16 protein-coding genes are annotated in these 14,524 nt (G+C 43.8%); 1 reads left to right on the top strand and 15 read right to left on the bottom strand.

Annotation, left to right across the window (positions count from 1 at the left end; genetic code table 11):
• Positions 1 to 18: 18 nt before the first annotated feature.
• From FOC32_RS15160 to FOC32_RS15140, 5 genes are all read right to left on the bottom strand, one after another.
• Positions 19 to 426, bottom strand: a complete 408-nt coding sequence (locus tag FOC32_RS15160; RefSeq protein ID WP_175967941.1) for a DUF3106 domain-containing protein — start codon at positions 424 to 426, stop codon at positions 19 to 21.
• The gene (locus FOC32_RS15155) at positions 416 to 733 is read right to left on the bottom strand and encodes a hypothetical protein (RefSeq protein ID WP_034702803.1); all 318 of its coding nucleotides are present in this window, start codon (positions 731 to 733) and stop codon (positions 416 to 418) included. Before FOC32_RS15155 ends, FOC32_RS15160 begins: the two co-directional genes overlap by 11 nt.
• Positions 730 to 1,344: an RNA polymerase sigma factor gene (locus tag FOC32_RS15150; protein ID WP_034170930.1), complete on the bottom strand. Its 615-nt coding sequence runs from the start codon at positions 1,342 to 1,344 to the stop codon at positions 730 to 732. Before FOC32_RS15150 ends, FOC32_RS15155 begins: the two co-directional genes overlap by 4 nt.
• A gap of 167 nt (positions 1,345 to 1,511) precedes the next feature.
• Positions 1,512 to 2,288 (bottom strand): TrmH family RNA methyltransferase, encoded by a 777-nt coding sequence (locus FOC32_RS15145; RefSeq protein ID WP_034170929.1) that lies wholly within the window; start codon positions 2,286 to 2,288, stop codon positions 1,512 to 1,514.
• A gap of 49 nt (positions 2,289 to 2,337) precedes the next feature.
• A complete protein-coding gene (locus FOC32_RS15140; protein WP_175967939.1) occupies positions 2,338 to 3,312 on the bottom strand; it encodes a class 1 fructose-bisphosphatase in 975 nt (324 codons plus the stop codon).
• Positions 3,313 to 3,494: 182 nt separating this feature from the next.
• On the opposite strand from FOC32_RS15140, the gene FOC32_RS15135 reads away from it, so the two are divergent.
• Entirely contained in the window at positions 3,495 to 3,680 is a 186-nt protein-coding gene (locus FOC32_RS15135; protein WP_004784609.1) for an NF038105 family protein, read from the top strand.
• A 90-nt stretch (positions 3,681 to 3,770) separates the two neighbouring features.
• Here the strand turns inward: FOC32_RS15135 and pal are convergent, their stop codons facing one another.
• From pal to FOC32_RS15085, 10 genes are all read right to left on the bottom strand, one after another.
• Positions 3,771 to 4,343 carry a peptidoglycan-associated lipoprotein Pal gene (gene pal, locus FOC32_RS15130; RefSeq protein WP_034702801.1) on the bottom strand — a complete coding sequence of 191 codons (573 nt, stop codon included), beginning with the start codon at positions 4,341 to 4,343 and terminating at the stop codon, positions 3,771 to 3,773.
• Between the two features lie 55 nt (positions 4,344 to 4,398).
• Positions 4,399 to 5,682: a Tol-Pal system beta propeller repeat protein TolB gene (tolB, locus tag FOC32_RS15125; protein ID WP_175968221.1), complete on the bottom strand. Its 1,284-nt coding sequence runs from the start codon at positions 5,680 to 5,682 to the stop codon at positions 4,399 to 4,401.
• Positions 5,683 to 5,885: 203 nt separating this feature from the next.
• Positions 5,886 to 7,259: a cell envelope integrity protein TolA gene (gene tolA, locus FOC32_RS15120; protein WP_175967937.1), complete on the bottom strand. Its 1,374-nt coding sequence runs from the start codon at positions 7,257 to 7,259 to the stop codon at positions 5,886 to 5,888.
• A 3-nt stretch (positions 7,260 to 7,262) separates the two neighbouring features.
• Positions 7,263 to 7,712 (bottom strand): protein TolR, encoded by a 450-nt coding sequence (gene tolR / locus FOC32_RS15115; RefSeq protein ID WP_034170925.1) that lies wholly within the window; start codon positions 7,710 to 7,712, stop codon positions 7,263 to 7,265.
• Complete coding sequence (gene tolQ, locus FOC32_RS15110; protein ID WP_034170924.1) at positions 7,712 to 8,410, bottom strand: protein TolQ; 699 nt, start codon at positions 8,408 to 8,410, stop codon at positions 7,712 to 7,714. The genes tolR and tolQ overlap by 1 nt, the downstream gene beginning before the upstream one ends.
• A 27-nt stretch (positions 8,411 to 8,437) precedes the next feature.
• Positions 8,438 to 8,845: a tol-pal system-associated acyl-CoA thioesterase gene (gene ybgC, locus FOC32_RS15105; protein WP_034702794.1), complete on the bottom strand. Its 408-nt coding sequence runs from the start codon at positions 8,843 to 8,845 to the stop codon at positions 8,438 to 8,440.
• 260 nt (positions 8,846 to 9,105) lie between these two features.
• Complete coding sequence (locus FOC32_RS15100) at positions 9,106 to 10,455, bottom strand: amidohydrolase (RefSeq protein WP_411580330.1); 1,350 nt, start codon at positions 10,453 to 10,455, stop codon at positions 9,106 to 9,108.
• Between the two features lie 527 nt (positions 10,456 to 10,982).
• Positions 10,983 to 11,984 (bottom strand): Holliday junction branch migration DNA helicase RuvB, encoded by a 1,002-nt coding sequence (gene ruvB, locus FOC32_RS15095; protein WP_034170977.1) that lies wholly within the window; start codon positions 11,982 to 11,984, stop codon positions 10,983 to 10,985.
• Between the two features lie 301 nt (positions 11,985 to 12,285).
• On the bottom strand, positions 12,286 to 12,888 hold the full coding sequence (gene ruvA, locus FOC32_RS15090; RefSeq protein WP_175967936.1) for a Holliday junction branch migration protein RuvA: 603 nt from the start codon (positions 12,886 to 12,888) through the stop codon (positions 12,286 to 12,288).
• Between the two features lie 120 nt (positions 12,889 to 13,008).
• Positions 13,009 to 14,349, bottom strand: a complete 1,341-nt coding sequence (locus FOC32_RS15085; protein WP_034702787.1) for a deoxyguanosinetriphosphate triphosphohydrolase — start codon at positions 14,347 to 14,349, stop codon at positions 13,009 to 13,011.
• Positions 14,350 to 14,524: the final 175 nt, after the last annotated feature.

Raw genomic sequence — 14,524 nt, 5'->3', positions numbered from 1 at the left:
TTTTTTATTTAACTAAAATCAATGAGTTTTAGGTTGAGTGAGTTGCTGGTATTTCTGGATATATTCTTCACGGATCGCCAGTCGTTCTTCTGGCGATGCTTTTTGCATCCGCGCACCTAACTCCTTACGTTCCTGACTGCTCATCATTTGCCAGGTTTCACGCATACGCTGCTTTTCAGCTTCAGGAAGCTGAGTGAACCAGTCCATGCGTTGCTGTAAATTAATACGTTGCTGTTCAGGTATTTCTTTTAAGGACTGATAACGTTTGATTAATGCCAGTTGTTCGGAATCAGAAAGAGTATCCCAGGTTTCATTGACCTGCGTATTGGCATCTTTGGAAAAAATCCAAAAACGTTCAAATCCCGCAAAGCTGGTTTGCAGGAAGCTGAATGCACAAAATGCAATTGCTAATCTTTTAGCTGCCATGTGGAACTTTGTCCTCACCTAAAACCATTAACATTTCCAGATCTTCAAGCATCTGTGGGGAGAGTTTGGGGGTAGATACTACCTGAGTCTGAGGTTCGTTATGGCTGACAATATTCGGTAGCACTACCACGCCAGCAATCGCAGCAGCCAAAGCAAAGCCAGACATTTTTAGAAATGCAAAGCGTGAATGTTGTGCGTCATGAATATGCTCCAGCACATGATTCATCACCACCGGTTTATCTTTGTGGTGCTGTGCCAGTCCATCAAGTTTGGAAGTTACTTGCTTTAAGAAATCATCTTGCTTCATTCGGATGATCCTCCCAGATATGGATTTAAGTGTGCTAGAGAGGCACGTAGACCTTGAATAGCACGGTGATAATGGGTTTTCACACTGCCTTCTGTACAGTTCATAATTTGCGCTGTAGTTTGAGTATCAAAGCCTTCCCAGGCTCTGAGCATAAATGCTTGCTGCTGACGCACAGGTAATTTGGCAACCGCCTCCTGAATTTCTTCAGCAGTTACTGCCTGATCCAGAAATTCTAAAGGTGAGGGCGTAGATTCATCTACCAGATTGTCAAATTCGACTTCGTCGTCATCGAAGCTGACTTTTTTGAAAAAGGAAAATGGCTGGTTGCGACGTGCTTCTTTACGACGCCAATCCTGTAATTTGTTATTCAGAATCGTATAGAACAGGGGATACCACTCTTCAGTGCTTTTCTCTGCATAAGATTTATGCAAAGAAATAAAAGCTTCCTGAACCAGATCCATTGCGATTCCATGTTGTCCTTGAGTCGCACTTTCCATCATCACCAAAGCACGCCCAGTCACGTCCTGCATGAAATTTTTCAGGCGAGACTCTGCCGTACTCTTTAGAATACTCGCATCTTGTGACTGCAACGGTTTCGGTGCTAAATCCATAGAGATGGAAAATCCTGTCATTGGATACCCACCATTATTCCCAAGTTCATGTGCATATAACGTTGGGAATAACGATTTGGTTGACAATAAAACTTATTATTTTTGTAGTGTAATCTATTTTATAAATACACTGACTGGAATTAAAACAATGTAACCTAAATACCGTATTAGATACGTTGACGTACCATCTCAAAGAAACAGATAGAGCCTGCAATCGCAACATTCAGGGATTCCTGTCCACCTGGCTGTGGAATAGTCACCGCTTCGGCATGTTGCAGGGCATAGTCAGATACACCTTGGCCTTCATTGCCCAGAATCCAGACGCAGGCTTTATGCAAGTCCTTGCTATACAGGCTGCTAGAACGATGTGAGCTGGTGACATATACCGGAATCTTGAATTGCGGTAAAAGGTCTTCTAGTGCAATATTTTCAAAAGTTTGCAAAGAAAAATGTGCGCCCATACCTGCACGTAATACCCGTGGTGACCAAAGAGATGCTGAACCCTTGGTACAAATGACCTGATCAATACCGGCAGCTGCTGCTGAACGTAGCAGGGTACCGACATTGCCGGGATCCTGCACATTTTCAAGGATCAGGGTGTCAGCCGTAAAATCAAGTGCCTGGTTTGAGCTTGGAATATCCACAATCGCCATACAGGCAATTGAAGTGCCTAAGGTACTCAGGTCTTTATAAAGCGATTCACCAATGACAAAGACCACACCAGTATATTTGTTTAAAATAATGTCGAAATCAGGATGCTCTAAAGCATGTTCAGTCGTGAAGATCGAATTGATTTTCTTGTTTTCATGTAACCATGCAAGACACAGGTGCGTGCCTTCAAGCACAGTCTGTCCTTGTTTTTTTCGATAAGAATTCTGTTCAATTAAACCGCGTAAGTTTTTGATTTTAGGATTGTCTTTGGATTCAAGGAAGATGGTTGGCATAAGAAGAAAGTCCACGGCAGTCAATCAAGGATCAACTGCCGTTTAAAAATTAGTGGTGGTAGCTGGTCACAAGCTCAACTTCATTTTTTGAGCCAATGATGACAGGAACACGTTGATGCAGATTTGTAGGTTCGATTTCAAGAATGCGGACACGACCAGTCGTTGATGCACCGCCAGCCTGTTCAATTAGCATACTCATTGGATTGGCTTCATACATTAAACGTAAACGACCTGCTTTAGTTGGGTCTTTTAAGTCGTATGGGTACATGAAGATCCCGCTACGGCACAGAATACGGTGAATATCGCCGACCATACAAGCAACCCAGCGCATATTGAAATCTTTGGCGCGAGGACCTGTTTTACCTGCCAGCAATTCATCGATATAACGCTGTACAGGCGCTTCCCAGTGACGCTGATTCGATGCATTGATTGCATATTCTTTAGTATCAGCAGCCACCTGAATCGCTTCAGAAGTCAGCAGAAACTCTTGAGTTTCAGGATCGAAAGTGAAGAATACCACACCAGCACCCACAGTAAGTGCCATCATGGTTGATGGGCCATACAGGACATAACCAGCAGCAACCTGATTGACACCAGCCTGCATGAAGTCTTCTGCCTGGGTTACACTATTTTTTGCAGGAAGAATCGAAAAAATGGTACCCACACACATGTTGATATCAATATTGCTTGAACCATCAAGTGGATCGAACAATACTAGATATTGACCATTTTCCTGAGCTGAAGTGAATTCATCCAGTTCTTCAGAAGCTAAACCGCCTACATGTGGATGTACTTTTAATGCATCAATCAGATAATCATTGGAAATCACATCCAGTTTCTTTTGCTCTTCGCCTTGAACATTTTCATGCTGAGCACTACCTAATACACCCGCTAGAGCACCTTTTTGCAGGAGTTGGTCAATACGCTTGCAGGTATTTCCAATTGTTTCAATTACTTGTGCAAGTTCAGGTGTGAGGTTCCCGTTTTGTTGTTGTAGAAATTGGGATAAGGTGCGGTATGACATAAGGGAAAAACTCCAAGACTTATAATCGGGGAAAAAGATCAAAACGATATACGGCTATATTTTAGATGAGAACGTTCGAAAAGGACAATTAAACTGAATTATTTGTTGTGATTTTGCCCTTGCAACTCCTGTGGAAAGTGCTATGTTGAATCAAAGGAAAAAATGATCATAGGAGCACAGAGATGACAACATTAAAGTTTGATGCGACTCCAACGCCGAGCGAAGCGATTAATCTCGATGAAATTTCTGAAGACAAAATGAAAGAAGCGTGGAAGGATTACGAAGCAAAACCTGAATATAAAAAATTCAATAAACACGACATGATTGAATCCATGCAAACTGCCGAAGAAGTTGAAGGCAAAGAGTAATTTTATTCTTTGATCTTTCAAATATCTTCCTAATAAAAAAGCACTCAATTGAGTGCTTTTTTATTAATGATGCATTATTTAAATGATCACTTATTTTAGTAGTGGTGGAACAGCTTCGTAGTTGATTTCTACACGGCGGTTTTCTTTCCATGCACTTTCATCATGACCAGGATTAACTGGCATTTCTTTACCATAGCTCACTGCTTCAAGTTGGCCTGCATTTACACCAGAGGTGATCAGGAAACTTTCTACTGCTTTGGCACGACGTTCACCAAGCGCCATGTTGTATTCACGTGTACCACGTTCATCTGTATGGCCTGTCAGAGCTACACGAGAGTTTGCATTTGCCATCAGGAACTGGGCATGTGCTTGCAGAGTGCGGATATCGTCATTGCTCAGTTCACTGCTGTCATAGTCAAAGTGAACTACACGTTTAGCTAAATAAGCCTTATTTTCCGCAGTTACACCTTTAGCAGATGCACCAGCCATATTTTGAGCGCTTAAAGCTGCATCTTCACTTAGACCTTCAGTGCTTACAGTGGTGGTGCCACTCGTATCTAGGTTGCCAGTTTGAACTTCAGCTGCTGGTTTACGGCTGGCACAACCAGTCATTACGATTGCGGCTGCAAGTAAAGGAAGTGCAAATAATTTTACTTTGTTCATTCTTCATCTCCATGAAGGTTGATTATGGGGTAAAGCATTTGTAAATATTGAACTATTATTTTGGTGCCCAAGCAGGTTCGCGGACTTCACCTGTTTCACTTGGTAAATTCATGCGGAACCGACCATCAAGAGACATGATGGATAACAATCCACGGTTACCTTCGCGAGTGGCATAGACCACCATCTGACCATTTGGCGAGAAGCTAGGTGATTCGTCCAGGCTGGTTGGCGTCAGGATATTGGTCACACCTGAGCTAATATCCTGTACAGCCACTTTATAGTTACTGCCACTTGGACGATGAACCAATGCAAGTTTCTTACCATCTGCACTTAAGGTTGCACGGGCATTAAATGCGCCACGGAAAGTCAGACGTTTGGTACTTTCATTATTAAAATCATAGCGGTAAATCTGCGGAGAACCACCACGATCTGAAGTAAAGATAAATGATTTTCCATCCGGCGCATAACGTGCTTCTGTATCAATTGCGCTATCGTTGGTCATGCGTTTTAACTGGCGTGTTTCCAGATTCATCTGATAGATTTCCGGGTTACCATGCATAGACGCCGTAAATAGCATGCTCTTGCCATCTGGAGAGAAGCTTGGTGCACCGTTTAATCCACGGAAGCTGGCCAGCTTTTCACGTTGACCAGTCGCCAGATCCTGTACATAAATGGCCGGACGTTTGGTTTCAAAAGATACATATGCAATTTTTTTCGCGTCCGGTGTCCAGGCAGGTGACAGGATTGGATCACGTGAAGTCAAAATGGTCTTTGGCTGTTCACCATCCGTATCGGCAATCTGCAAGGTATAACGCTGATCAGGCGTTGCCGGGTTACGCAAGACATAAGCAATACGGCCAGTGAAATCTCCCGGAATACCAGTTAATGCCTGATAGATGGCATCACTGATCATATGGGCTGCCTGACGGGTACGTGATGCAGGAACAGTCAGCAACTCATTCAATAAGTATTGACGTTTTTCGACATCATACAATTGATACTGAATGCTATAAGAACCATCCGGATTGGTTTTGGATGAACCGGTCACCACATAAGGTACGCCTGCAGCTGCCCATGCTTCAGCATTTGGCGAATTCAGTTGTGCTGTAGCAGGTAAATTCTTCGAGGCACTGGCAAATTTTCCAGAACGATTCAGGTCATTTTCCACCACCGGATAAATACTCTGATCCTGGCTAAAAGGCACAATGGCAATTTTAGGGGCAGCTTCAGGAGCTTTGGTAATTTCCAGATGCAGTTGGGCCTGAGACTGGGTCGCAGTGACGGCACCCAAAGTGGTCATGATTGCAAGGCAGAGTAGGTGTTTGCGTGTCTTTTCCATCATTCGTTATTTACTCAAATCAACGGAGTTATTTATAAGTGATTGGGCTACATCATTGCATGGATTTATGCGAAATAGACCACGAATTTATCATCAAACTGTTATATCACTATGGAGAGTGATTATTATTTAATCTGTTTCAATTGAAGTTTAACTCAAAAAAAACAGCCATAACACTTTTTCTTTATTATGGCTGTTTCTTATTAATGAGCTGTAAAGGTTGAAGTAAAACTTCGTGCTTCACGGCGTGCATCCGGATCTGAAGGCATTGGATAAGGTGCAGCAGCACGTACTGCCGCTTCTACACTGGCTTTCATATCTGGATCACTGGCACTCACCACCACAGAAACCACAGAACCACTATCGCTTAAAGTGACCCGAGCAGTCGCTTTCTGGCCTGAAGAGCCCACTGGGGTATCCCATGCACGTCTGATTTTATTTTCGAAATCACGTTTTGCAGTAGAGGCAATTCGTTTAGATTCCGCTTTTTTCTGTGCAGCTTCTTCAGCAGCCTGTTTGGCTGCAGAGGCTTTGGCATCAGCTTCTGCCTTGGCTTTCGCATCTGCATCTGCTTTAGCCTTTGCCGCAGCGTCAGCTTTATGTTTAGCATCCGCCTCTGCTTTAGCTTTTGCAGCGGCATCAGCTTTATGCTTGGCATCAGCATCCGCTTTGGCCTTCGCAGCCGCATCAGCTTTACGTTTAGCTTCGGCATCTGCTTTAGCCTTCGCAGCCGCATCAGCTTTACGTTTAGCTTCAGCCTCTGCTTTGGCTTTTGCCGCAGCGTCAGCTTTATGCTTGGCATCAGCATCCGCTTTGGCCTTCGCAGCCGCATCAGCTTTACGTTTAGCTTCAGCCTCTGCTTTAGCTTTTGCAGCGGCATCAGCTTTACGTTTAGCTTCGGCATCTGCTTTAGCCTTCGCTGCCGCTTCAGCTTTACGTTTAGCTTCGGTATCTGCCTTGGCTTTTGCCTCGGCTTTTTGCTTGGCGGCTAAATCAGCCTTTTTCTGCGCTTCAAGTTTGGCTTTTTGCGCAGCATCGGCTTTACGCTGTGCTTCTACTTCGGCCTTACGCGCTGCCTCAGCTTCAGCCTTAGATTTTTGTGCAGCCTCTGCTTTGGCTTTGGCAGCAGCCTGTTTTGCCTGTTCGGCGGCTTCAGCACGTTTTGCAGCTTCGGCTGCTTGTTGGGCAGCCTTGGCTTGAGCAAGCTCTGCTGCTTTTGCTTCTTGCTGAGCTTTTTGAATATCGATCTGTGGGGGTGCTGGTGCAGGCTGCGGTGCCGGAGGTGCCGGTGCAGCTGCCGTTGGAACCACAGGCGCGGGCTCTACACTCGGTTCAGCAGTTTGGGTAATTTCTTCTGCAATATTTTCATGTGCAGTTTCTTCAAACTCGGTTTCTTCACGAGTCACTGGCTTGAGGTCTTCAGGTTTAATTAAGACCGTTTTAATCTGTTTTGGCGGTTCAGGTGGCTTACTCATGCCCAGAAAAAGCAGGCCCACCAAAGCAACTGCATGGATTCCTAGCGTAAACCCAATTGCAATTGCTTTCTTCTGAAACGGTGGTTTCTGATAATTTTTCATACTTTATTCTAATGGCTTGGTTAGTAAGCCCACTTGGGATAAACCGGCATCCTGCAGGCTTGACATCAAGGCCATCACATCGCCATAAGGGCGAGTAGTATGACCATTGATCACGACATTTAGGATCTTGTTTTCACTTTCAGCAGTGCTTTGCGCTTCTATCAAAGTCTGCGTCAAAGCCTCTAGGGTGACAGGACCTGTGGTCTGATTTTTATATTCCAGAAAATAAGTACCATCTTCTTTTAAAGTGACAATAGTAGGCGCATCTTTGGATTCGATTGGCAAGCCATTGGCCTGCGGCAAATCGACCTTGATGCCACTGGTAATCATTGGGGCAGTCACCATGAAAATGACCAGAAGTACCAGCATTACATCGATGTAAGGCACTACATTCATGTCACTTTTCAGTGGTTTTTTAATACGCTCGAAGCGTCCTGAACGTTGAATGGCCATTAGTCATTGTCCTGCGTAGCGCCCACAGATTGACGTTGCAGTAGTGCCACCATTTCTTCAGCGAACAGAGCACGGTCAGAGTACAGTGCTTCACCTTTAGATGTGAAATGGTTAAAGGCTAAAACCGCAGGAATTGCAGCAAATAAACCAATCGCCGTTGCAATCAGGGCCTCTGCAATACCAGGTGCGACAGTGGCCAAAGTAACCTGATCGACATCTGCCAGACCAATAAAGGCATTCATGATGCCCCAGACGGTACCAAACAGACCGACATAAGGAGCGACTGAACCAATACTGGCCAGCGCACCCAAGCCTTGTTCCAAATGTCCCTGATCACGACTTAAACCCACACGCAGAATACGTTCAGTTCCTTCAATTGACTGGGCAGTTGGAGCATGGCGTTTTTTGAGTTTAAGGAACTCGCCCAGACCCTGATAGAAGATATCTTCCAGACCAGTACGTTTGGAATTGAGCTGGGCATTGTTATAAAGCGTCTTGAGTTCGGCACCTGACCAGAAAATTTTCTGGAAACGATCGTCGTCAGCCTGAGCCTTTTTATAGCTCATGGTTAACTTGGCAATCAGATACCAGCTGTACAACGAGGCTAACAGGAGAGAAAGCATCACCAGTTGTACGACAGGGCTTGCTTGTAAAATAAGATCTGAGACTTGAAGAGATGATTCTAACTGAGTTGCCATAGCTGTTACGTGTGCCAATAAATTTTTTTAGTCTTGTTCCAATTCTTTTTGAATTAGTTCGCGGATTTCATCCGGGAGTCGACGTGGTCGCATCTCTGCACTGATACATGCCAACTCAACCTCACCTGATGCAAGCATGATTTCACCACGATAAATATTTTGTTGCAATACAAATGATGAAGCTTTACATGAAATGACACGTGCAGTCACGGTAATCAGGTCATCCATGAGGATTGGGCGCATATATTTGACGTTAATTTTGTGCACAACAAAGTTGTAGTCGGACTGATGCCAGTAGTGACTCACTCCGGAAGCACGTAACCATTCAGTACGGGTACGTTCCATATAGCGAATATGGTTAGCGTGGTAGACAATGCCACCCGCATCAGTATCTTCAATATAGACGCGGATATTGAATTCAAAGTGATTCGCCATAGTTTTGTTCCATGCAGATTTTACGAAATTATTGCTTGTTTTTAGAGGCTGGAGCAGGCTTAGAATTTGCCTTATTCATTCCAAAAGTCAAGCAATTTAGCGCGTCAAAGTTTAGCACTGTGAGCTTTGAGACCAATGGCACAAGATGTCAAATCTGGATGGAGTAGGGGCTAAGCCAGTACGGAACGGCCAATTGCTTATTAATACGGCGAAGTAAAAGCATGAATGAGACCAGTCACTCATGCTTGAGGAACTAAGAATCAGCTTTTGTTATTTTGTTTCCAGCTTGCTTGTACCTGATCAGCCACTTTCGGATAATCCAGAATAAAGCGGATATGACTTTCTACGCCGGTTTTTAAAGTCGCATCATCGACTATAAAATTCGGGTTATGGTTCGGTGCTGCTTTGGCTGGATCCTGATCTGCTGGCGTTGCACCTACGAACACAAAGAGCGATGGCATCAGCTTGCCATAATACGCGAAGTCTTCACTGGCACTGGCATTGTTATCAAGTAGATGCAGTTTATTTTCACCGTTCACTTTAGCCAGAGTCGGGCGCATCAACTCGGTCAAGGTTTTATCATTGGTGGTAACAGGTGCATAAGGTGCAATTTCTACTTTGACTTTGACATCATTGGCTGCGGCATTGTGTTCCAGCATTTTCGGCAAGTCTTTTAAAATACCTTGACGGACATCTTCACTATTAGAACGAATCGTACCGACCATATTCACCTGATTAGGAATTACGTTTCCTGTGGTACCCCCCTGAATACTTCCAATACTGACCACGCCCATGCCTTTGGTTAAATCAGCTTTACGACTTACCAGACTTTGTAAATTATTAATCATTTGTGCAGAAGCATAGATGGGATCACGACCTGCCCAAGGCATTGAACCATGTACCTGATGGCCATCTACCTGAATACGTAAATGATCCGCGCTATTGAGAATCGCACCATCTTTATAGAAAATATTGCCGCTTGGCATACCAGCCATCACATGCATTCCAAAAATGACTTCAGGCTGGGGATTCTTGAGTGCACCATCGGCAAGCATTTTACGTGAGCCGATCTGATCGCCTTGGCTAAAGTTATCAATATCTGCACCGCCTTCTTCAGCAGGCTGGAATACAAATACCACGGTTCCGGCAATCTTATCTTTATTGGCAGCGAGCACTTTGGCGGCACCTAGTAGCATTGCAGTATGCGCATCATGACCGCAGGCATGCATCACATAAGTTTCCTTACCTTGATAAATGCCTTTCTGCTTGCTGGCAAAAGGTACGGCTGCCATTTCCTGGATCGGCAAGGCATCCATATCTGCACGTAATGCCATGACTGGGCCAGGTTTTGAACCTTTTAAAACGCCGATCACACCTGTTTTGGCATAACCTTTACGTACTTCAATGCCATAAGACTTTAATTCTTTTTGTATTAATTCCGAGGTTTTAAATTCCATATTGCCCAGTTCAGGATATTGGTGAATATGCTGGCGTAGTTTGATGGTATGCGCTTCGGCTGCTTTAACTGATTCATCTACCCAATCTGCTAAAGCTAGTTGACTACAAAATAGAAGAGGGAGACAAAGTGAAAGCGTCTTATGCATGTTCATATCAGGGAGAACCTTAAAAATCTGAATAGAGTTAAAGTGATGCCTGAGGATTACATAATGCACTACATTTGACCAAAACCCTCTGAGTATGGGTTTCATACCTTTTTGGTACATTTATTTTTAGTACTTGCTGATAAAGGGAATTTTACAGAGGTAGATATTGTAAAATTATGTAATTATAAAAATCTAATGGTCTATTTTATTTAAAAAAATTCAAATGAATAGGGAATTGTTGAAGGAAATTTATATCTGATTTAAAAAATCTCTTATTATATAATTTTTAACTATCCCTCTAAGTTAAATACTATTTTGGCATTAAAGTTGCTTTGGTTATTTCATAATTATTATTGATAGAATTTTTAAAAGAAATAGCCTAAGTATTTGTTTGAAGGGCAATAATTATATAGCTAAATAAACTACTTAATAATAAAGATTTGAGTTTGTGCTTTTGGAGCTAATTGATTGCAGTAGTCAATTAGCTCTTTTTCTTTGCGATAAAAAATGGCTAAGCCAAAAGAATTTTATCTTTACTTTGGCTCAGGGGGCGTCATGCCAAATTGTAAATAAGCCATATTGGTCGCAATACGACCGCGCGCAGTACGCATCACATAACCTTGCTGAATCAGATAAGGCTCAATCACATCTTCCAGAGTACCTGAATCTTCTGCCATTGCTGCTGCCAAAGCTTCTACACCCGCCGGGCCACCATCAAAGCGTTCCAATAACATCGACAGGTAACGACGGTCAAGCGTATCCAGGCCATCTTTATCCACGTTCAACATATCTAATGCACGTTGAGCCATTTCCTGAGTGACTTCACCTGTGCCTTTGACTTGAGCATAGTCACGTACACGACGTAATAAACGATTGGCAATACGCGGTGTACCACGTGAACGACGTGCAATTTCTTTTGCGCCATCTTCGGTCATTGGCACATCCATCAAACTCGCAGAACGTTTCACGATATGGGTCAGATCATCAACCGAATAGAATTCCAGACGCTGCACAATCCCGAAACGGTCGCGTAGTGGAGAGGTGAGTAGACCAGCACGTGTGGTTGCAGCGACCAAAGTAAATGGTGGTAAGTCCAATTTAATCGAACGGGCAGCAGGGCCTTCACCAATCATGATATCCAGCTGGTAGTCTTCCATGGCTGGATAAAGGATTTCTTCAATCACGGGTGACAGGCGGTGAATCTCGTCAATAAATAGAACATCACCTTCCTCAAGGTTGGTCAGCATTGCCGCCAGATCGCCCGCACGTTCTAGTACTGGGCCAGAAGTCGATTTCAGGTTACCCCCCATTTCACGGGCAATAATATTCGCTAATGTCGTTTTACCCAGACCCGGAGGTCCAAAGATCAGGGTATGATCGAGAGCTTCAGCACGGCCACGGGCTGCACCAATAAAGATTTCCATTTGCTCACGTACCACAGGTTGACCGATATAGTCATCGAGGGAAGTTGGGCGGATGGCACGATCAAAATGATCTTCGGGTTTTTCAGAACCACTGATGAGACGGTCTTGCATATCTTTTGAGTCAATCTCTATGGTTTATTTGAGGTGAATAAAGTCATAGCCTCAAAATGCATTAAAAATTCAGATGCCATTGTGTAGGCGTTGTCTTACTTTTGAAAGATCAAAAGTAACAAAAATCTTTTTGTTGAGTTGAAGGTACGTCCTGTACCCCAACTCAACTGGCGACATGGATGTCGCCAGTTGAGTTGAAGGTACGTCCTGTACCCCAACTCAACTGGCGACATCCATGTCGCGAGTAATTTATATAAATAGGAGAATAAACAGTCTTATTTAAAGTAAAGTCATTTTCCTATTATCTATTCATCGACTTTAATGCAGCACGGATGATGTCGCTGGCTTCGGTAAATTCACCTTTAGCTGCATTCACCAGTTTTTGCGCTTCAGCCGGTTTATAACCGAGAGACTGTAATGCAGCTTCCGCTTCAGCCATGGCTGAATTGCCCATAAACTGAATTTGTGGAGCTGTCGAATTGCTTGGAGCAGTGCCCGCAGACATGGCTTTAAAGCGGTCGCGCAGTTCAATCATCAAACGTTCAGCCGTTTTTTTGCCGACTCCAGGCACTTTGACCAAGGTATTTACATCTTCATTTTCAACAGTATGGATCAGCATCTCAACACTTAAAGTTGAAAGAATGCCAAGTGCCATTTTCGGGCCAACGCCGTTCACTTTTAATAAAGTGCGGAAAATGGTTTTTTCCTGAGCATTTAAAAAACCATACAGTAATTGTGCATCTTCACGTACGGCCAGATGTGTCCACAGGGTAATTTTCTGGCCTTTTTGCAACTGGCAAAAAGTGGTAAGCGGCGTATCAATTTCATAACCTACACCATTCACATTTAATAATACAGTCGGTGCTTCCAGCGCCAGCACTTCACCAATCAGGCATCCAATCATCTTTTGTCATTACTCAATTCAGTTTTGCAGCATAGTAGTCAGCATTTTCAGGAAAGGCAAAATCTCCTTCTGCAAAACAGGTGATTTTGCTGCAATAAGCATCTAATCTAGCCAGATGTTTTATAACAATCCGGCTTTATTGCCTTGCAATTCCTGTGACAGGTTATAAGCCTGATGATCCGAAAATTTCGAGATAATATCCAGCACCTGCATGATATTGTCATAATGGCTGTCTTTAAAATTCGCCCCTGAACGTTGCAGAATCGACATTAAACGCTGTTCTTTAAAACTCAGGTTTTTATGCGGTGTGGTCAGAGGAATAAAAGCATCCAGAATATTTTGCAGACTTTGATGGGCAATGATTTCTAAGCCTGCTTTCTGTGGATGTTCAAAAATCTTGTCACGTGCCAGTTCTTTGGCGCGATTAATACCGCTTTCAATATCTGATGAACAATACTGCAATAAAGTGCCTTGTAACTGGCCAGATAGAATCTGGTCATGGTGACGTGCAAAAGCAGTGGTCACTTCATTCACCAGACGTTTCATCACACGGCCACGCAGTGCAGCAATTTTCTGTTGCCAGGTCGTGTCAGGCATGCCGATTTCAGAAGGCGTGCCATAATCTCCGAGCAGATTTAAAAATACCGGTTCCACTTCAGCATAGCTGAGTATGTTCAAGCTGATGCCATCTTCTAGGTCAATCAGGGCATAGCAGATATCATCGGCTGCTTCGAGTAGATAGGTCAGTGGATGACGACAATATCGATACTCGCCGAGCTGGATTAGTCCAAGCTCTTCCGCAATTTGCTTTAAAATCTCTTTTTCTGCCTGATAGCAGCCAAACTTGGCGCGGCTACTGGCAGGCAAATCTACTTGTGATGCCATGGTTTTTGACAGCCACGGATATTTTAAATAAGCACCTAAAGTGGCATAGGTCAGGCGCATGCCACCATCATTTGGATGATAGTCAATTTTGGTAAGCAGGCGCAGGCCTTGGGCGTTACCTTCAAACTGACGTACATCTGCTTCCTGTTCAGGACTTAAATCTTTTAAGAAGTCAGTATGTGATACATCATCAAACCATTCCCGGATCGCATATTCACCGGCATGGCCAAAAGGCGGGTTACCAATATCATGCGCCAAACAGGCAGCTTGAATGATGGCACCTACATCAGCGGGTGACACCCAAGGGGGAAGCTGATCTTTAATTTTCTCTGCGGCCAGCATCCCTAGCGAGCGGCCAATACAGGAGACTTCCAGTGAATGCGTCAGGCGAGTATGAATACCATCGTGCTGGGTTAAGGGATGCACCTGGGTTTTACGGTTGAGCTGCCGGAAGCTCTGGGAAAAAATAATACGGTCATAATCTTTGTGGAACGGGCTACGTGCCAGTTCAGTGCTCTGCTTTTTACTACCAATCCGAACTGTCGAAAGCAGTTCCAACCAACGCATTTGAGTCATTTATCATTATTCAGTTCTCTACTTTCTGCATCATGCCAAAAAAGAGCGTAAAGCACTAGGGCAGTGCGACATGAAATGTTATTTTGAATTAGCTTAGCTGAAATACAGCGAAAGATTGTCAATTTGGTGACAGGATTGAGCCAGCAATTTCAGGCAAATTACCACCATAATAAAA

This window comes from Acinetobacter sp. FDAARGOS_724 (assembly GCF_013364475.1).
In the GTDB taxonomy this organism is placed as follows: domain Bacteria; phylum Pseudomonadota; class Gammaproteobacteria; order Pseudomonadales; family Moraxellaceae; genus Acinetobacter; species Acinetobacter variabilis.
The sequence above is the reverse complement of the archived record's forward strand: the minus strand, read 5'-3'. Positions and strand labels throughout refer to the sequence as shown.